The 18,985-nt window shown below is 58.5% G+C and carries 15 protein-coding genes and 1 pseudogene; 7 read left to right on the top strand and 9 right to left on the bottom strand.

All coding sequences use genetic code 11. The features are described from left to right. Positions 1–180 (top strand): hypothetical protein (locus WCO56_22545; GenBank protein MEI7732369.1); only part of this gene is annotated, 180 nt, incomplete at its 5' end. Positions 181–290: 110 nt separating this feature from the next. Here WCO56_22545 and WCO56_22550 read toward each other — a convergent pair. Further along, positions 291–1,736, bottom strand: coding sequence for an SUMF1/EgtB/PvdO family nonheme iron enzyme (locus WCO56_22550; GenBank protein ID MEI7732370.1), 1,446 nt, complete (start codon positions 1,734–1,736; stop codon positions 291–293). Between the two features lie 52 nt (positions 1,737–1,788). Here WCO56_22550 and WCO56_22555 point away from each other — a divergent pair. Next, positions 1,789–2,028: pseudogene (locus WCO56_22555) on the top strand (transposase). Positions 2,029–2,116: 88 nt separating this feature from the next. Here WCO56_22555 and WCO56_22560 read toward each other — a convergent pair. Beyond that, positions 2,117–3,244, bottom strand: coding sequence for a cellulase family glycosylhydrolase (locus WCO56_22560; protein ID MEI7732371.1), 1,128 nt, complete (start codon positions 3,242–3,244; stop codon positions 2,117–2,119). Positions 3,245–3,528: 284 nt separating this feature from the next. On the opposite strand from WCO56_22560, the gene WCO56_22565 reads away from it, so the two are divergent. From WCO56_22565 to WCO56_22580, 4 genes are all read left to right on the top strand, one after another. Then, a complete protein-coding gene (locus tag WCO56_22565) occupies positions 3,529–4,365 on the top strand; it encodes an HAD family hydrolase (GenBank protein ID MEI7732372.1) in 837 nt (278 codons plus the stop codon). A gap of 84 nt (positions 4,366–4,449) precedes the next feature. After that, the gene (locus WCO56_22570; protein MEI7732373.1) at positions 4,450–6,843 is read left to right on the top strand and encodes a cellulase family glycosylhydrolase; all 2,394 of its coding nucleotides are present in this window, start codon (positions 4,450–4,452) and stop codon (positions 6,841–6,843) included. A 134-nt stretch (positions 6,844–6,977) separates the two neighbouring features. Continuing rightward, the gene (locus WCO56_22575; GenBank protein MEI7732374.1) at positions 6,978–8,465 is read left to right on the top strand and encodes a hypothetical protein; all 1,488 of its coding nucleotides are present in this window, start codon (positions 6,978–6,980) and stop codon (positions 8,463–8,465) included. Between the two features lie 14 nt (positions 8,466–8,479). Further along, on the top strand, positions 8,480–11,923 hold the full coding sequence (locus tag WCO56_22580; GenBank protein ID MEI7732375.1) for a hypothetical protein: 3,444 nt from the start codon (positions 8,480–8,482) through the stop codon (positions 11,921–11,923). 42 nt (positions 11,924–11,965) lie between these two features. Here the strand turns inward: WCO56_22580 and mtnA are convergent, their stop codons facing one another. From mtnA to WCO56_22615, 7 genes are all read right to left on the bottom strand, one after another. Beyond that, positions 11,966–13,105, bottom strand: coding sequence for an S-methyl-5-thioribose-1-phosphate isomerase (gene mtnA / locus WCO56_22585; protein MEI7732376.1), 1,140 nt, complete (start codon positions 13,103–13,105; stop codon positions 11,966–11,968). 6 nt (positions 13,106–13,111) lie between these two features. Next, positions 13,112–13,336 (bottom strand): hypothetical protein, encoded by a 225-nt coding sequence (locus tag WCO56_22590; GenBank protein MEI7732377.1) that lies wholly within the window; start codon positions 13,334–13,336, stop codon positions 13,112–13,114. A 2-nt stretch (positions 13,337–13,338) separates the two neighbouring features. Next, positions 13,339–14,136, bottom strand: a complete 798-nt coding sequence (locus WCO56_22595) for a hypothetical protein (GenBank protein MEI7732378.1) — start codon at positions 14,134–14,136, stop codon at positions 13,339–13,341. Next, the gene (locus WCO56_22600; protein MEI7732379.1) at positions 14,133–14,831 is read right to left on the bottom strand and encodes a biopolymer transporter ExbD; all 699 of its coding nucleotides are present in this window, start codon (positions 14,829–14,831) and stop codon (positions 14,133–14,135) included. The genes WCO56_22595 and WCO56_22600 overlap by 4 nt, the downstream gene beginning before the upstream one ends. After that, positions 14,828–15,448, bottom strand: a complete 621-nt coding sequence (locus WCO56_22605) for a MotA/TolQ/ExbB proton channel family protein (GenBank protein MEI7732380.1) — start codon at positions 15,446–15,448, stop codon at positions 14,828–14,830. Before WCO56_22605 ends, WCO56_22600 begins: the two co-directional genes overlap by 4 nt. Before the next feature lie 94 nt (positions 15,449–15,542). Further along, a complete protein-coding gene (locus WCO56_22610; protein ID MEI7732381.1) occupies positions 15,543–16,754 on the bottom strand; it encodes an outer membrane beta-barrel protein in 1,212 nt (403 codons plus the stop codon). A 294-nt stretch (positions 16,755–17,048) separates the two neighbouring features. Continuing rightward, positions 17,049–17,756 (bottom strand): HAD-IA family hydrolase, encoded by a 708-nt coding sequence (locus WCO56_22615; GenBank protein MEI7732382.1) that lies wholly within the window; start codon positions 17,754–17,756, stop codon positions 17,049–17,051. 78 nt (positions 17,757–17,834) lie between these two features. Here WCO56_22615 and WCO56_22620 point away from each other — a divergent pair, with 78 nt between their 5' ends. Further along, complete coding sequence (locus tag WCO56_22620; protein MEI7732383.1) at positions 17,835–18,983, top strand: Druantia anti-phage system protein DruA; 1,149 nt, start codon at positions 17,835–17,837, stop codon at positions 18,981–18,983. The last annotated feature ends 2 nt before the right edge of the window (positions 18,984–18,985 follow it).

The raw sequence follows: 18,985 nt of genomic DNA on the forward strand, positions 1-18,985 counted from the left end.
CAAAACAACAAAAACAAAACAAAAAAACATTTACACAATTATATTTACAAAACCCTCGGGGGCAGGGGAAAACGGCTCAGGGGGCGGCGAATTTCCCCGCGGCAGGCGGCACCGCTTTGGATTTCAACCGGTATTCCGAAATCCGAAATGGGCTGGTTTTCACCCATGACATCCGAGTAATCCGCAGTAAACAAACCGGGGAATAAACCACCGATAAACCACCGATAAACACCGATGGACACAGATAAGACCATACATCGGTCCGGTATTCCACAATCCGAATTCCGCAATTATGGCCCCACCACCACCCGAAACCCGCTGAAGCTGCCCCGACCGTCGGGCGTAACGTCGTAACGGTAAGACGACAGCAGAAACCTGGAAACATAGTCGTCCCACGACCCGCCCCGCAATCCCCGGTATTTCTGATCGGTATCATGCCAATCCTCGCACCACTGCCACACATTCCCGCCCATATCGTACAACCCAAATTGATTGGTTCCAAAACTCCCCACCGGCGAGGTGTACTCAAAATCATCCACCTGCAACGATTGCGCATAATTCCCCACCCCTTTCGGCGGCGGCCATTGCGTTCCCCACGGATAGACACCTTGGAGTTTGCCGCGTTTATCACTGGGCGTACCGTTTCCTTCTTTATCCCCGATGCCTACCGCATAACTCCACTCCGCATCCGTGGGCAGCCGATATTCCTGCCCGGCTCCCAACTTCCCATCCCCTTGCTCCTTCTTGGTCAGCCACGCGCAAAATGCCTTGGCGTCGTCCCAACTTACCATCACCGCTGGATGATCCAGCCCTTGCGGAAATGAAGGTTTCTCCCAACTCTGCCCCGTCGCGCTCGCAAACACCGCGTAATCCTGCACCCGCACATCCCAGATGCCAAACAATACCTTCGTTCCCGGCACCGGAACAAATGGCATACCGATGCTATTGGTCCAAGGGTGCTCTTTGGTGGCTGTCGCAACCTTTGATAAAGGCGGGGATTTAACTTCCTGCGTCGTGGTCGGCTCAGAACTCTGCGGGACGTTTGTCGGGACAACCAAACTGGCGATGGTGGTTGATTGAGTCGCCGACGCCACCACCAACCGAAACCCGTTGTCGCGGTCCAAATAGCCGGGCGTACGGTCGACACGGTAAGACGACAGTAGATACAAGGAATCATCGCCGCTCCACGCCCCGCCCCGCAACACCCGGAATTTCTGGTCCGCATCATACCAATCCTCGCACCACTGCCAGACATTCCCTCCCATATCACACAGCCCGTATTGATTGGCTGGAAAACTCCCTACGGATGCGGTATATTGGTAGCTGTCCACCTCAAGTGATTGACTGTAATTCCCCGCCCCCTTCGGCGGCGGCCACTGCGTTCCCCAAGGATAGACATCGCTAAGCTTCATATCTTTGTCCTTGGGCGTGCCATTCCCTTCTTTATCCCCAATCCCCACCGCATAGCTCCACTCCGCGTCCGTTGGCAACCAATACTCCTGCCACGCCGCCAATTTCCCCTCTCCTTGTTCCTTCTTGGTCAGCCACGCGCAAAACGCCTTGGCATCGGCCCAACTCACATTCACCACTGGATGCGTGCCAGCTTGGGCAAATCCGGGATTCCTCCACGCTTCATCCACTCCGGGATTCGCCTCGGCATATTGCTGGTAATCCTGCACCCGCACGTCCCAGATGCCAAACAACACCTTCGTCCCCGCCACCGGCGCAAACGCCATCCCCAAACTATTCGTCCACCGCTCGCCCAACTTGTTGCCCCGGGTCAACCTCATCGCCTCCCTGCTCAAGCGATGGCTGTTGGGCACGCACCAAGGAGCCGTCCGTCCGGCACACTTGGACTATTACTTGGACGAGTTCACCTTTCGCTTCAACCGGCGCACTTCGGGTTCGCGCGGTCTGCTCTTCTACCGCCTGCTGCAACAAGCAGTCGCCTTGCCACCCGTGACCGGCAAGGAACTGGTCGGTGGCCGATCACTCACGAAGTTCCCATCCACAACAGATGGGGGTTAGGGAAATAAAGTGCATACCCAGATTCCGCATTCCGAATTCAAGGGTTCGGCATTCCGCAATTTATGACCCTGCCTTGGCTGGCCCTGCTTCACCGGGTGCGGACATTGGCTTCGGCGACCAGTTTGAGCATGTAGGCGCGCTCATTGGTGGCGGTGACGTTCCAATCTTTGTTCTGCGCGGGTAAATCAAAGACCCAGAGCGCAGCCAATGGCACCCCCGCCGTCTGAAGGTCGCCCAACAACGCGCCAAAGGTTTGCCGTTCCGCTTCCGGGCCGAGTTCCTTGCTGGCACCGAATTCGCCGACGAATAATGGCTTACGGGTTTGCTGGCTGGCAGCCATCATGGCGCGCAGCACGTCGAGCTGGCTGGCAGGGTGTTCCTTGGAGAAACGCTTGTCCTTGGAAGGATAAACGTGAACGCAGAGGGTGGAGATGGGATCGGGGTTGTCCCGGGCCAGGACTTGCATGAATTGTTCGCGGGTATCCGTGGTCCAGCTTTTTTCGGCGGTGTTGTGCCAAGCGCCCGGACGCGGCTCGGAGTTGCCGCTGATAATGAGGCGATACGTGTCGAATTTGCGCACCGTCTTGGCGAATTCCTGCAAGGCGGTGACCATCATGGCGGCGGAAAGCAGATCGGCCTCGGTGCCCTGGGGTACGCCCAGACGGGGCATGGCTTTATGCTTCTCCAATAGTTGTTTGGCGTTGGGCAAATCCACGTCCAACGAGAATTCATTGGCAAATTCCCAGCCCCAGATCGCGGGGGAAAGGCGGTAGCGCGTCACCACTTCCTCGGTATAGCGGCGCATGAGTTGGTGGGTCTGGCTGGCCGGATCGCCCCAGGCGCGGTGCGGTTCGCCGGCGAGTTCGCATAAGGTGCCCACGCGCCAGAAAAGCGAGGGGATCAGGCCCACGTGGTTTTCCTCAGCCGTCCGCACCACGTCATCCAGCAGCTTGAAGTACAACGCCCGGTTGGTCTGGTACAATTGCCAATCGGACGGCCAGAAGCCGCACGCGGCAAATCGTGCGAAGGGGATTTTATGCTGGCCCAGAACGGCAAACCCCTCGCGATAGGTGGTATTGGTGGGTTGCAGGACGGTGCGCAGGAAGGCGCTGAAATAATTCACACCCACACCGCGATACGGCTGGCCGTCCTTCGACAGCACACCCTGTTCCACCGTCAAACCGGGGCGCGCTTCGGCGGCGCTCAGCGCTGACATGGACACGCAGAGGGCGACCAAGGCGACCAGGAGAGGAACCCAAACTATTTCGGAATTCGGATTGCGGATTGCGGAATTGTCCGTCTCCTGACCTCGACGGCTACGCGGTGAGGATGTTACAATTGGGTCATGAGAAATGCGATTGAGTCGCAATGTGCAATTCATGCGGGCATTTATAACGTGGCCACGGGAATGTGCCAAGCGCGTTTGTACCCTGGCGCGACGAGACCTGCGAACGAGCATAGGATTGACACACCCATGCCCGAACGGTTTTACTCGGCGCCATGTTGTTGACGGATACACAGGATTTGATCATTGAACTGATGCCGGGATTTAAACCCCGACCGCAGATCACCCATGTGATTTTTGACTTTGACGGCACGCTCTCGCTGATTCGGGAGGGCTGGCCGGAAGTAATGGTGCCGATGTTTGTAGAGATGACGCCCCGGCGGGCGGGCGAAACCGAGGCCGAGTTGCGTCAGATGCTCTATGACGACATCATGCGTTTGAACGGCAAACAAACGATTTACCAAATGATCCAGTTGGCGGAACGAATCAAGGAGCGGGGCGGCGTTCCGCGGGAACCGCTCTGGTACAAGCATGAGTATCTGCGCCGGCTGGAAGAACGCATTCGCCAGCGGGTGGATGGCCTGGCCAGCCGCGCGATCACGCCGGATCAATTCCTGCTGCATGGGTCGCGCGCGTTGCTGGAGCAATTGGTTCAGCGTGGACTGAAGCTGTATCTCGCCAGCGGCACGGACGAGATGTTTGTGTTGCGCGAGTCCAAACTGCTGGATGTGGATCGCTATTTCGGCCCCCACATCTACGGTGCCCTGGATAATTACCAGAGTTTCTCCAAGAAGATGGTCATCGAGCGCATTCTGCGCGAAAATAATATCCCCGGCGAACGATTATTGGCGTTTGGCGATGGCTATGTGGAAATCGAAAACACCAAGGAAGTCGGCGGATTGGCAGTGGCGGTGGCCAGCGATGAAGCGCATAACGGCGCGGGCAATATTGACCAATGGAAACGCACGCGTTTGACGGGCGTGGGGGCCGATGTGGTGATCCCGGATTATCGCAACCCGCAAGCGCTGTTGAAAACGCTGCTGGGACAATAAACCGAGAGTCCCCTGCCCCGTAGACGAGGACGAAGTCGAAGGTCCCACTCGACTTTACGCTGCCCGCATGTTTAAGCTCGCCCCATGACAAACATTTATCGCAGTGGCATAGCCGCGTTGGCCTTGATGGCGGGTGCGGGCGTATTAGCGGCAGACTTTCCCGAAGCGGTGCTCCCCGCCGGTGTGGGCGTGAATATTCATTTCACCAAAGGGCGCGAGAAGGACCTGGATCTGATCGCGGCGGCAGGGTTCAAGTTCATCCGCATGGATTTTTCCTGGGCCGGCACCGAGCGCAAACGGGGCGAGTACGATTGGTCCGCGTATGACGAATTGACCGCCAACCTGGAAAAGCGCGGGATGCGCGGCATTTATATTTTCGACTACTCGAATGGGTTGTACGAGGAGGCCATTTCGGTACGGGATAGCCACACGGGCAAGGACCACAAGGACACCGCCTCGCCCCAGCATCCGGAAAGCGTCGCGGCCTTTGCCCGCTGGGCTGCCGCCGCCGCCAAACATTTTCAAGGCCGCCGCATTGTCTGGGAAATCTGGAACGAGCCCAATATCTCATTCTGGAAACCCAAACCGGACGTGACCCAATACGCTGCCCTGGCGCTCGCCACCGCCAAAGCCGTCCGCCAGGCTGATCCGAATGCCACCATCATCGCTCCGGGTTCTTCCGAATTCCCATGGAACTTCCTGGAAGGCATGTTCAAGGTTGGGCTGTTGGAATATCTGGACGCCGTGAGCGTGCATCCCTACCGCAACTACAGTAAATCACCCGAGACGGCCGCGGAGGATTATGCGCGCTTGCGCGGCTTGATCGCGCGTTACCTGCCCGCTGGCAAAACGCCCGTGCCCGTCATCAGCGGCGAATGGGGTTACGCCAGCCACGACAAAGGCGTGTCACTGGATACCCAGGCTGCGTTCATTGTGCGGCAACAACTCGCCAACCTGTATCAGCGCGTGCCCATTTCCATCTGGTACGATTGGAAAAATGACGGTCTCGACCCCGCCTATAACGAGCACAACTTCGGCACCGTATCAAATAATCTACATCCCAAGCCGGCCTACCTCGCGGTGCGCGCCATGACCCAGGAACTCACCGGCTATCGCATCGCCCGGCGGCTGAACCTCACCAATCAGGCGGATTACGTTCTGTTGCTCGTCAATGCCAAGGGCGATCAGAAACTCGCCGCGTGGACCATGGGAGCGGAGCATACCGTGCCCCTGGAGACCGGGCTGGATTCGACCGGCAATTTCAGCGCGCATACCTGGGACGGCCAGGTGCTGCCCGTCCGCCTGCAAGGCCGGCACCTGCAACTCGCGTTAGGCCCCCTGCCCCAATATGTCACACTCCAGGCGCCAAGCCCCCTGCTGATGTCCGGCGCTTCGTGGCAGATCGTGGAACCCGTCCCAAGCCTGATCGAGGCCGGCGCGGCAGACGCCCTGCGTGTGACGGTGCGCATTCGCAATCCGCATGGCAGCCGCCCGCTGCAAGCCAGGGTAGTGCTTGAAGGCAATGGCATCCAGAGCGCACCGCTCAAGCCAACTGTGCTGCCGCCCAATGCGTCCGCCAACCTCACCGCCACAGCCACCGTGCTCCAGCGTTCGCCGGCCAAATTGCCTGTGAGCGTGGTCGTTTACCTGGTGGAAGACGGTGCGGCCACCGGTTCCACCGGAACTCGTCGCTGGGAAGAAGAACGCGAATTCACCATAACCAATCCGCTGGATTTCATTCTCGCCCCGACGGAACGTGGCATGAGGCTCTCCGTGAGCAACCCCACGCGCGGCAACTTCCAAGGGACGGTGCGCCTCGGCCAGGTCAACCAACCGCTGACGATTTCCGCCGCCAATCCCGAGCCGGCCATCTTCCTGTCGTTCCCAGCCACTGGAGAATTCGATGCCGCTGCCGGGCAAGTACTCGACACGCAAGGCCGCGTGATTGCCGAATTACCCTCTCAAAAATTCAAGCCGCTGACCATCGCCGCGTTCCAGGCCAAACTGGATGGCGATGCAAAGATCGGCGGGCAATCCAGCATTACCCTCCAGGACGCGCCCGGTGCTGGCGAACGTCCCGGCGCAAAAGCCTTTCAACTGAACTATCGCTTCGAGGAAGGCTGGCGCTTTGTACGCTGTGCGCCACAGGAACCTAAAAAGGTCGCCCTTCCCGGACGTCCCTCGGCGCTCGGCCTGTGGGTTTATGGAGACAACTCCGGCGCAGGCTTGCGACTACGCGTGGCCGACAGCACCGGCCAAACGTTCCAACCGGGCGGCCCCAACCTGGACTGGACCGGCTGGCGTTGGGTAACCTTTGACCTAAGCGACTTCAAGCACGCCGGCTACTGGGGCGGTGCAAACAACGGCATACCGCAAGGCGAACTGCAACTGGATTGTCCGTTGTTACTCGACCCCACCCGCCGCAAGATGGCTGGGAAAATCTATTTTGCGCTACCGACAGTGATTTACAATAAATGAAGAACTCGGTAAAAGCACTGGTACCGCGATCGGCCAATGGATTTTCCCGTCCGGGAATAACCATGGACTGGAGCTTTCACAAAACTACCCCGAATGCTGCATGGGCGAGGTCGCACGCTCGCGGTTGAACATCAATGAAGCGTGGCCTTTTATACGGTCTGAACACCACACTGGTTGCCACGCTGTGGTGGGCAGCGACCACGTTCCCGCCGGCAAGTCAGGCGACCGTTTCCCAAGCGTCCCATATTGGGCTCACCAACGTCATTGAAACGAACGGCAACTTCACCCTGTCCCCAGGGCCAAAGGTGGAAGGGGTGGTGTTTCTGCAAGGCGGACGGTGGAAAGACGCCACCGTCCAGACGTTCAATGACATTCCGTGGGTGGACGCGGCATCGGTGCGGGTTTCGTGGGCGGAGTTCGAGCGGCAGGATCAGGTATTCAACTGGGAACCATTCGACCGCATGTTGACCGAGGTGAAAAAATACAACGCGGCACATCCGGGGGCGCATCGCACGCTCCAGATTCGCACGATGGGGGGACGCCATTGCCCCAAATGGTTTGAGTCGGCGGGAGTCCGCTACTACGACACCACGCGTCCGGAGCCTGGCAATTGGCAAACGCCGCTCCACGCACCCATGCCGTTCGATAATCCGGAGTTTCTCAAACAGTTGCGCCAGATGTACCGGGCGATGTATGAGCGGTACCAGGATGAACCGCTGGTGACGGTGTATCATGGCACCTGGTCGGCAGGCCCTTGGGATGAGATTTTTCATCCGCGAATGACGTCGCCGCTGCCGCCCGGATACACGCAGGAGAAATTCATCCAAGGCATGATTGAACAGGCCGACGTGCTGATTGAGGAATTTTGCCTGAAAGGAAAAGTCGCGGAACTGCCCTACACCGGGGAGTATCCCACCACCCGGGTCATTGACTTTCTTGGACCATTGACGCGCCACATCACCGCGCGGTTAGGCAAACGCAGCCCGTACTTCTACGCCCAATCCAATGGTTGGGGGCTGAAGCAGCCAGAGAACCGGCCCACGATTGCATGGGATCATGAGCGCGATCTGCGCGCGGCGCTTGGGCATCTGAATCTGGGTTTGCAGGCGCTCGGCAGCAACGCGGGCGGCAAGTGGGTGCCACAAGGCGATTGGCTTGGCTTGATCCAACTGGCCCAGGAATTTGAGGTGGCGTACACGGAAATCTATGAGCCGGATTTCCTCCCGTTGGATGTGCCGCACCACATTGTCGAGGCTTTTACGCAGCCGCCCGGACAAACCGCAGGTGGGCCGAAAGAGTTTGTGGGATTTCGCCCCTGGCTGCAACAACGGCAGCGGGTTCTGTATGAGCGGGAAGGGATCGTCCGGACGGTCTTTCGCCATCCGAATGGAACGAAGAAGATCGCGAGGATCAGAATGGCTGCGGACGTGCCCACCGCCTGTTCGGTGAAGTGCCGGGTGCGAATGCGCACCGCCGACGGTGGCTGGACAGCATGGTTTGATACAGCACTGGCCGATCAATTACCGGTGGGAGATGAAGTTGAGATTGAAGCGACGTTGCACACAGATGACGGTTCTTACACGCCCGCGCTTCGAGAGTTACAGCCGGTTTGGATGCCCTAGAATATTGCAATCATATGAAACGAATCACCGGCAAGAGTATCAATTATATATTCCTCACCTGCGCAGTGTTCGCGATGCAAGCTGACGCGGCCAGCACTGGGCCCGGCGTTCCCGTCAGCCTCATCAATTATTCTCCCCTGCCGGTGCATGCCACGGCGGTGGCGCTGGAGGAGGCGCTGTTGTGCCAGAAACTTGGAGTGCCAGCCGGTACTCCGCTGCACGTCCGCCGGGTGGATCAGGCGCAAACCATCCCGATGACCCGGGGCACGGAAGATGGCCGCGCCGTCCTGCGTATTTACGTCTCCCTGCCGGCCACGTCACGGCTCGATCTGGTGGCGGAGCGGGCGGAACGGTGGACGGAGGCGCAGTTGGCGGAGGCGAAACCGGAAGGCATGAAGAACGGTGTTCTCCGATTTGCCCTCGGCAAGAAAGGCTGGAACCTCGGATTCGAGTCCGGGAAGGCAACCGTGATCGAAGACGGCGCGCTGGATTTCTGGATTGATAACCAGAACCGCGGCCGGATCATGAACATCAGCCCCAAGGATCTTTGGCTGGTTCAATATGCCGATTCGGTCCAGGAAAAGTGCGACGCGGCGGTCACACCGGACGGTCAACCCGCCATCCGAATCGTCCGGCGGCTGGGTGGTTTCGCCAAAGACATGACGGTCGTTGAAACGTTCGAGTTGGTGCCGGGTCTGCCGCTCCTGATCTGCCGGGTGCGCTGGCAAAATGACAGCGATAAACCGCTATGGGTGGCGTACGCCGGCAGCGGCGATGGCGTCAAGGGCCGCTGGAGCAAGGAACTGATGGTGGGGCCGTTGCTGGAACGCAAGAAATCCCCCATCCAGGCGGACATCAATGGCGGCGAAACCCGCCCGGCCTGGATTGGCCAACTCTGCCGTATCAGCATGGAATCGCCAGCCACTGGCTGCGGGGTCGGCATGTCCACGCTGCTGCCCACGCCCGGCAAGGTCGGCCAAGGCTCCATGATCTGGGGCTGCGGCGCCTCCGGTTTCCAGTGTAATTTCATTGATCCGGTGCAAGGTCAGTTTCCGTTCCTGGTCAAGCCGCACGAGGCGCTCGACAACGGCTTTGTATTTCTCATTGAGCAAACCGGAGTGAGCGTGTTCCGCCAGACGGTGGATCTTTGGCAGGCCCTGCAAAAAGGCAAGCTGCCACGGCTGTCGCCCCCATGCGCGGTATTTGTGGGTGGCGAGGCGATTCATCCCCAGACCGTGACTGGTTTGGGCGGCGACGCCAACACGCTGCGCCTGCTGCAAACCAATGGCGCGGTGCGCCAAGCCGCGCTACGGATGGATTTTAACAAATACTTCCAGGGACACCTGACTGTCGCAGCCGGTTCCCCATCGGACGCCATGGAAATTTCCGCGCTGCCCATGTCTGGCTCCAAAAAGCCCGTCACGCTGTTCAAGGCTGGCAAGCCGGGAGAATACGACTTTGATCTGAACCAACCCATGGGCAAGCCCGACGAGCTGCCGTTTATCCTGGCCATCACCGCATCCGGCACAGCGCGTGTCACGAAACTAGCGATTACAGAGGTACTGCCGGTTTCGCCCCAACTGATTTCACCGATGCCGGACGCGTCCTTTACCGACATCGCCACCATGTTCCGCTGGGCGCCAATCCCCATGGTGGTGGATTTCGATTTGCAATGGTCGCAATCGCCAGGCTTTGCGCCAGCCACCGGGGTGCGCATTTCAGACAGTCGCGACACGCCATGGTATCTGCCACCGGCCGATACGCTGCCGAAGCCGGGCCGGTGGTACTGGCGAATGCGCGGCGTCAAAGGCAATCTGGCGGGTGCGTGGTCCGAGACACGCAGTTTCACTGTCAACCGGGATTATGCGCCCCAGCCCCTGAAACGGACGCTGACCGCCAACTCGCCGCTATTCACGATCGAGGCATCGAAGGTCACCGATTACGCCAACTTTCAGACCGACATCCCGGCGGATATTGCGCCGTTCACCGCTGTTATTGTTGAGTGTTTTGTCAGCAAGAATCTCAACATTGCGGACGGGATGCGCGGCGTGGAGAAACTGCCGTGCGGCTTCCTGATTCGCAGCCATCCGCCGACCTGGCTCAGCCTGGCTGACCTGGAATGGGTTTGCCAGCATATGCCGAACTTTCTCGGCATCCAAGGGGGCGAGACCTTGAGCGGGTTATCGGACGAGGCGCGCGGCAAGGGCAAAGAGACGGGCGACGCGGACTACTACCGCCGCATGACGCGGATATGCGCCAAGTACGGCAGGTTTTACCACGAAGCCGATGGCACGTACAAAGACGACAAATGGCAGGACCTAATGGACAAGCAGGGCGCATTCGTGCGCGAGTTCGGCCCCTGGCTGGTCTTCTCGCAAAAGAACAACATCATCCGGCGCCAGTTCTACTCGCAAAGTTGCGCCATGGGTTTGTGGCTGGGGGGCGTTTCCCATCAGCACGGCGCGTGGGAGGACGGCGGGTTCTACTGGCAGAACGCCGGTTTCAACGGGCTCGGTGTTTGCGCGGGTGAGCGGACAGGCGTGCTGAAAACCATGCCGCGCATTTTCTGGACTTTGAACTTCGTCATGGGCATCAGTCGCGGCTGCGGCATTTACAGCCTGGACGGTCAGACGCTGATGTTCAGCCCGAAGGAGGCCGAACGCTGGGGCCAGTGGCCTCCCGCCATCTGGGACACCACCGGCAAAACCACCGACACGTTCAAGCGGTTTGTCGTTCCGCTCATTCGCGGCACGATCAAGCATCAGTTGATCCCCACCAAGGAGCAGGTGCTGCAAAAGGTGAAGCTCGCGGTCTATAATGACATCAAAGGCGGTGGCGATGGCAAAGCCTGGCCGCACTATGTGGAGTACGGCCCGCTCTACGCAGCCACCTACGGGTTTCGCAAGATGGGCAACATTGACGGCCAGCTCTGGGAGTTCTTCCCGAACACCGGCCGCTATTACTATATCCCGGTGTTGCCGCAGGGGAAGGTTTCGCTCGGGGCGAATGTGCAGAGCCTGCCCGTCTCGCAACTTCAGGAGGTCGCGCAAGTGAAACGCGTATTCGACGCCGCGTACCCGGCGTCATACAAGGGGGACGCGCTGGTGTGCCGCATTGGCGACACGGTGACGGTGCAAAATACGCGCGAGAACGAGGACGTGACCGAATCATACTCACTGCCGTTAAACACCGGTTCGTTCACCAAGCTCGCGGGCAAAGTCGGACCGCACGCCTATCTGGTCGGCAAAATCGAGGACCAGGGGCGCCGGTTGTGGTTGCAGGCAAACACGGAATATCCCGAACGCGACACCGAGGTGACGATTGGCTGCACACGCAAGCTGGAGTGGCAAATCGAGCCCGCCACGGCGGCCAAGGAAGCGCGCTGGGATGAGAAGACCGGGACAATTACACTGCGACTGTCGCACCAGCAAGGCGCAGTGGAAGTGACGCTCCGTTAACAGCGCCGCCAGCCTGCTCATTCAGGACTCTGATCCGTCCGTTTACACCGACCAGCCAAGCTGCTTGCGTTTACGCCACAAATCCTGCGGTTTAAAAATGCCCGCCGGGGTGATGATGCCAGTGATGAGGTCCGGCGGGGTCACGTCGAAGCCCGGATTGCGAGCGGAACTGGTCGGGTTGGCGACACGGACGTAGGCGCGTCCACCGCGGGGCGTTTGCCGCAACGCCCCGCGCACCATCATCTGCCTCACCATGCCCCATGCGCCCAGCACTTCGTCCTCGCCCCGTTCTTCAATCGGAATATCGAAGCCGGATTTCATGTTCCAATCAATCGTGGAGAGTGGAATGGCCACGTAGAATGGAATGCGATGGCGTTTAGCCAGCACAGCTTTGGTGTAGGTGCCAATCTTGTTGGCCACTTCTCCCGTGCGGCCCAGGGTGCGGTCGCTGCCCACGATGACCAAATCAATCTCGCCCCGCTGCATCAGGTGTCCGGCGGCGTTGTCCGCGATGACCTGATGCGAAACGCCTTGTTGCGCCAATTCCCACGCGGTCAGGGAAGCGCCCTGCGAGCGGGGCCGGGTTTCATCGCAGAAGACGTGAAATTTGCGTCCTTGCGCCTGGGCGGCATAGATGGGCGCGGTGGCCGAGCCCACGTCCACAAAGGCGAGCCAACCGGCATTGCAATGCGTCAGAATCCGCATGCCGTTTTTGATCAGTTTGGCGCCGTGTTTGCCGATGGCCTCGCAGTGCGCCTCATCTTCGCGGGCAAACTCTTCCGCGGCGAGCAAAGCCAGGGTTTGTTGTCCCACTACCGTTTGTCCGGCCGCCATGGATCGACGCACTTGGACCATGGCGTTCACCGGATCTACTGCGGTGGGACGCGCTTCCTGGATGGTTTGAAAGACCTGCTCGACGTGGGCTGCAAAGCGCGCCATATCCCGGCCCCGAAAGGCACGCACGCCCTGCGCCAGCCCATAGGCCGCAGTGGCGCCAATCGCGCCCGCGCCGCGCACCACCATGTCTCGGATCGCCCGAGCCGTGGCGCGATAATCCGGGATGGCGACGATTTTGAATTCATGCGGCAGCAGGCGTTGCTCAATCAGCATGACTGCGTTTTGGGAGGCGTTAAAGGTAACCGTGCGTTGGTGGCGGGTTTTCCCCTGGATGGTAACATTCATACACTATTAAAACTTGATTTCTTCATTCATGGAGCCGCATTGCGGGCAGCGGGAGCGATCCACGTCATCGTCATCGGTATAGACGTAGGCGCATTTGCGACAGCGAAAGATATGATCCGCACTCGGCGTGGGCGCAAAACGGCGACGCCGGCGTTCGCTGTAAAATACCAGCCAAGCCAGTCCTCCCAGCCAGAGCACCAGATATAGGATGATTAACGTTTCAGCCGGCATGGTCAGGGAATGGGTTTGACGTTCGCCTGATTGGTTGGAGCCACCGTAAGCCATTGAAAGACCACCCGGCCAAATTGCAATGGTCGCGCATCCGCGAGGCCGGACACGAACAGTGTTTCCGGCGTTGCGTCAAACCGCAGTTGACGCGTCAATTCAAGCGCGGTGGCATCCGCGGTTTTCAATCCGCTCTCAGCCACCAGCACCGCATTGGCAACGTGCCCTTCCGCACTCACCCCAACGAGTACCACGCTGGACTTGAGCACCTCCGAGTTTGGCCAGGAAGGTAACTGCGGTTGCGTCAGTAAGCGGCGTGCCGTCCATTCGCTCGTCAGATGCAGTCGGGAGCAGTTGGGCAGCAGTTCCATTTCGGATTCCGCAGTGATCTCGGTCAAGGCCGGCGTGGTTTTCTCCACCTCGTCGTGGCGGCGCCCGGCCTGCTGTTGCACATAGGCGACGAACTGACTGCCCAAGGGCTCAGGGTTCAAGGTCAGCCAATAGGCTCCCGCCGTCCATTCATAAAAGACATGCGCTTGCTCTGACACTTGCAGCCAGGCTTGCCGCGAAAAACCATGTCGGTTGGCGAGCGCGAATAAAACCGGGTAGTCGGGCGCGTCCGAAATTGGCGGCGTCATGGCACCGGGCCGGGGCAGCACCATGTGAAAGGGGCGCGATGTCATTGGATTAGTGCTGATGCGCTCTCCAAGCACCAAAGCCAGCGTAAGATGCACCCCAAACACCACGAGCACCGCCATGATAAAAATGCGCTGTGACCATCCGGAACTTGGCCTGGGCGGGTTCATGGTTCAGTTGCCGACTCGAACAACGGCGGGCGGGCCGCCAGGATAACCTGCGTGATGCCAACCAAGCGTGCCACGGAACCCACCCGCGTGATCGTCTCATAACTGACCGTGCGATCCGCCAGCACGATCAGCGAGGGCGTGCGTGCCATTTGCCGCATCGCCTCCGCCAGCCGCTCGCGCAATTGCCCATCCGTAACCACCTGGCTTTGAAAGTACACTTCCCCCGCCAGATTGATGACCACGGAGATCGTTGGATTCGTGGCCACGATCAGACTGTCCGTCACGGGCAACTCCACTTTGCTGCCAGGCATATCCACCAGCAATTTAAGCTCGCGTGCCACCTCGACAATCCGCCGGGCCGCCTCCTGATTGGTCAGGGCGGGATTTACTTGCAGCACCAACAATTTTAATCCATTGGTCTTCACCTCGCCACGCAGGCGATTTTCAAACAGATCGAACGTGCGAAATTCCTCCGCTTTAAAACGGAAGGTGGCATCCGGCTGAAGCTGGACACTCGCCATTTGATTGGCATTCAGCCGCAGACCGGCCTCCGCAAGGTCGAGCGGCAAGCCCGGAATATAAACAATGGCGGTATTGAACGTTAAAAAGACCAAAAACCAAAGAAACACCGCCGCGAACGGTCCGGCTTGGAATTCGCCTTTAAAAATTTTGGTTTTGCGCGGAAACTTGATCATGGAGTGCGCGAGTTCTCGGTCAACGCGTTCAGCACCTCAGCGGCGGCTTTTTCCATATCGAGCACGATGGAATCCACCCGGCGGACGAGATAATTATACGCGGCGTAATTGATGATGGCCACCGCCAAGCCCATGGCGGTGGTGCATAGGCCACCATAAAGGTGACGCGCGAAATCGTAGGGATGAATGGCCATCCCCTGGCGTTGCATCACGCCAAACATACCCAACATCGCGAGCACCGTGCCCAGCAAGCCCAAAAGCGGCGCAATCTGAGCGGCGGTCGCCAGAATGCTGAGTTTTTCCTCCAAACGGGGTACCTCCACCGCGCCGGTTTCCGCCAGCACCGCCTGAATGCGCGTGCGTCCGGTATCGCGATTCAAGATGGCCACCTTCACCATGCGTGCCACCGGACCAGGGGTGGCGTCACAGATGGAAATTGCTTCCACGATATTGTCGCGTTTTAACACATTACGCACGCCGCTCAAGAACTCAGTGCAATTGATCTGCTCGCGATGATAGATCAACACCCGCTCCAAAAACACGACGAACGACACCGCTCCCACCAGCATCAACAACCAGACCAAGGGCCCGCCAGAGACTAAAAATGTCGGCAACATGTGAGTGTTATAAGCGGTTCAAATCGGAATTTCAAAACAAAAACCCCTCCCGGTTTGTACCGGAAGGGGTTTGGAATTTTCAAGCACCAATCGCTTAGAACTTGTAGATGACGTTCAGGGCGAAATAGGCGTTGTAGGCTGCACCGTTACCGAACGGACCAGGATGCAGGTTGGTCAGGTCGCGATCATAGCGGGCTTCGAACCGGGTAATGGCGTTGGCCCAGAGGGAATAGTCCAACGTGCCGGTCACACCCAGCAACGCGTTGTCTTTTTCACTCGTCGTCGCAGGCACCACGTACCAAGTGCTCTCCGTCCCCTTGGCATATTCAACACGCACATTAAACTTCAACTTTTCAGTCGGCTTGATGCTCGTATAAGCACCAACGGCCATGGCATGTTTGCCACTGCCATATTGCCCGCTGATCTTGCCGTCCCAGCGATAATCGAATGCCGCACCGAAAGTCAGAGCTTCCAGCGGAGTATTCAGTGTCGCACCGGCATAGACCCAAGTCGTATCCGTAGAGCCACCAGCCAAACCGTCAACAATGCCGGCATACAATTTGGAACCTTTCAAGAACCCGAAGCTTTCCGGCGCGGTCAGTTCGATCGCGGCCATGTAGGTCTTCTCGGTATCTTGCACATTGGCGTTACCCAAACGCACCGGGCGGGCATTGACACCGGCGGCGGCCGTATTGGCCACTCCACCTTTGATGGTCAACGCGTCAGCGACTTTATAGCTCGCCAACAAACCCGTGTGCTCAGTCGGTTCAATATTCCAACCATAAGAACGGCTGTAGTGGGGGTTATCGCAACTATCAAAGGATTCATAACCCACCACGGTATCAAACACGCCAAGTTTGAGGTCCAACCCATTACCCACCGGGGCGCGCAATGCCACATACGCCTGTTTGATGGCATAGTCGGTTGTCGCGTTTCCGTTGGCCGAGGGGTTCCAGCCGACTGCATCGGGGCCAAACAGCAATTCGCCTTTATATCCCGCAGCCCATTCTTTTTCATCCAACGGCTTCTCGATGGCGAGTTTTACCACGTTCAGGTTGAAACCATCCGCCTTGTTTTGGGTAACCGCGTTACCAGCACCTTGCCCGATCAATCCAGGCGTGCTCCAACTGGCCGCCGTCTGATTACCCGGCCGCCATACAGCGGACGTATCCACGTACCCACTGATAATGGTGGATGATACCGCGCCCAATATCGGGCTCAGCTTTTCTTCGGCTTTGACTACTGATGCCAGACTGACCACGCCGACTGCGGCCAGACCAAGCGTCCATTTATTATACTTCATCATCGTTCCTCCGATTTTCGTTTTATGTTTTACTGCGTTTAATGCGTTGCATTGTGAGCAAATCCAGTCTGCTCAGCACACCAAACGGTGCATTTCGATGGAAACTAGGGGCCAAATGCACGTTTGACAACTAAAATTTACAGAAATTTTTCACAATGTACACCTTGGCTAATTTTCCGGCAGACTACACTACCTATTGTGAAAGCCCTGCAAGTATCCACAAGGGATGGTATTTCAGACCAAATTAAATGCGTGATGGCACATAAAAAAGTCGAGTCAGACCACAAAATATCGGTGCTACAATGACCGCATTTCAATCAAACGATCTCCAGACGAATCCACCAAGGGGGGCACTTCCCACAATCCTGAGATATGGTATTCGGCTGCCCCCTTGCCGTTGCGCACTAATTGAACGGCTTGCAGTCCGGCTCCACGCGCTCCCTCTACGTCCTCGATGTAATGGTCGCCAATGTGGAGAATCTGCTCCGGCGGTATGCGCAGTTTTCGAACCACTTCCTCGAATACAACCGGCGACGGCTTGTGGAAGGCAACCTCAGAGGAGGGAATGATTGTTTCAAAGTACCCGGCCAGCCCCAAACGTTTCAGCAATGGGCGCAACCGGTCATCCCAATTGGAAACCACGGCCATGGGAATCCCCTTTCCCGCCAGTTCATCCAATACCGGCAACACGTCCGGGTGTATCCGCCAGACATCCGGTTCGCCAAAACGGTGAAACACCGCCGGAAAAAATTCACCAGGCAGATCAGCACTCCGGGCGCCAAAAGTACGTCGTACCAGTTCAAACCAATTCGCCCGCGAATAGTCAAAATCCACCTTATGCTTCCAGACTTCAAGGAACTGGCGATCCAGCCATTCCGCATCCAGATCCTTCAAGCCAAAATCCGCCGCTACAGTGGCGTATATTTCCCCCACTGCGGTGCTGGTGCCAATCAACGTGCCGCCGACATCAAACGAGACGGCACGAACATGTTTAACCGGGCGCATGCGTAAGGCACTAAGCTGTCACATTAGAATTAAAACGTCAACTCAGAGGAATATATTTTATGGCAGCGCCCAGGGCGTTTGGCTGGCAGTCAAAACAAGCCGACAGGCATAGGGAAAAAGAAATCGCTAGACAGCAGGCCCCGAAAATGTTGGAATAGGCTTGTGAAGAAGCATAGCGAGGTCGGCAGCACGTCCAAAGCGGAGCGCTTGGACGCCATCGAAGTCACCGTGGCACATTCCGCGTCGGATTGGCGTCAGGCCAAGGCGGCGCTGGGACGAGAGCACGGGTTGGGGGCGGGGCGGGAAGCTGGCGACCGGCTCTGTCAGCTGGTGCGACAGGACGGGCGCTTGGTGGCGGTGCTGGTGTGGTGTGCGGCGGCCTGGCATTTGAAGGCGCGGGATGAAACGGTGGGCTGGGATGCGGTGACGCGTTCCAAGCGGTTGAAGCTCGTGGTTCAACTGCGGCGTTTTTTGGTGTTGGAAGCGACGCGGCGACCGAACTTGGCCAGCCAGTGCCTGGGGGCGGGGATGCGTGAATTAGTCAGCCAGTGGGAAAGCCAACACGGGTATCGGCCACTGCTGGCCGAAAGCTTTAGCGATCCGGAGAGTCATGCGGGCACCGTGTACAAGGCGACCAATTGGGTGCAAGCCGGGCTGACCAAAGGCTACTCCCAGGATCACACCGACTTTTACGTCCCGAATGGGCGACCCAAGAAGCTCTGGCTTAAAGAACTGGCCCCCAAAGCGTGCGTGTTGATGTGCGCGCGGGAATTGCCGCAAGCCTGCCAGGGAGCCGAGGGCGAGGGGGGCGGCGCGCGCAGCCCGCTCAAAGTCAGCCAACTCAGGAGCCTGCGGGATGCCTTTCGGGAAGTGCCCGACCCGCGCAGCGCCACGAGTCGACGTCACCCGCTGGCCGCCATGCTTGGGTTGATCGCGCTGGGATTGCTCATGGGAGCGCGCGACGTGCTCGACATCTGGCGGAAAGTAGCCTGCCTCACCCAGAGCCAGCGGGAAGCCTTGGGCTTAGCTGTGCGGGACAAGCAAAGTGGGCGGCTCACGATGCCGGGTTATGACGCGCTCAACGACCTGCTTGGGGCGATGGATCCCGCCGCCTATGCCCGGGCGCTCACGGTTTTCTTGCAAACGCATGCCGGGTTGCTACCCCGCAGCCTCGCCCTAGCCCCAGTTTACGAGTTATTTGAAGGGTGCCTCGGAAGTTATTGTTAACC

This window comes from Verrucomicrobiota bacterium (assembly GCA_037139415.1).
In the GTDB taxonomy this organism is placed as follows: domain Bacteria; phylum Verrucomicrobiota; class Verrucomicrobiia; order Limisphaerales; family Fontisphaeraceae; genus JBAXGN01.

Bases quoted from the DNA above. Each gene is read 5' to 3' on its own strand.
- WCO56_22565 (MEI7732372.1), top strand. From the start codon at position 3,529: ATGTTGTTGACGGATACACAGGATTTGATCATTGAACTGATGCCGGGA.
- WCO56_22605 (MEI7732380.1), bottom strand. From the start codon at position 15,448: ATGTTGCCGACATTTTTAGTCTCTGGCGGGCCCTTGGTCTGGTTGTTG.
- WCO56_22595 (MEI7732378.1), bottom strand. From the start codon at position 14,136: ATGAACCCGCCCAGGCCAAGTTCCGGATGGTCACAGCGCATTTTTATC.
- WCO56_22615 (MEI7732382.1), bottom strand. From the start codon at position 17,756: ATGCGCCCGGTTAAACATGTTCGTGCCGTCTCGTTTGATGTCGGCGGC.
- WCO56_22580 (MEI7732375.1), top strand. From the start codon at position 8,480: ATGAAACGAATCACCGGCAAGAGTATCAATTATATATTCCTCACCTGC.
- WCO56_22600 (MEI7732379.1), bottom strand. From the start codon at position 14,831: ATGATCAAGTTTCCGCGCAAAACCAAAATTTTTAAAGGCGAATTCCAA.
- WCO56_22590 (MEI7732377.1), bottom strand. From the start codon at position 13,336: ATGCCGGCTGAAACGTTAATCATCCTATATCTGGTGCTCTGGCTGGGA.
- WCO56_22575 (MEI7732374.1), top strand. From the start codon at position 6,978: ATGAAGCGTGGCCTTTTATACGGTCTGAACACCACACTGGTTGCCACG.
- WCO56_22570 (MEI7732373.1), top strand. From the start codon at position 4,450: ATGACAAACATTTATCGCAGTGGCATAGCCGCGTTGGCCTTGATGGCG.
- WCO56_22550 (MEI7732370.1), bottom strand. From the start codon at position 1,736: ATGGCGTTTGCGCCGGTGGCGGGGACGAAGGTGTTGTTTGGCATCTGG.
- mtnA (MEI7732376.1), bottom strand. From the start codon at position 13,105: ATGAATGTTACCATCCAGGGGAAAACCCGCCACCAACGCACGGTTACC.
- WCO56_22610 (MEI7732381.1), bottom strand. From the start codon at position 16,754: ATGATGAAGTATAATAAATGGACGCTTGGTCTGGCCGCAGTCGGCGTG.
- WCO56_22560 (MEI7732371.1), bottom strand. From the start codon at position 3,244: ATGTCAGCGCTGAGCGCCGCCGAAGCGCGCCCCGGTTTGACGGTGGAA.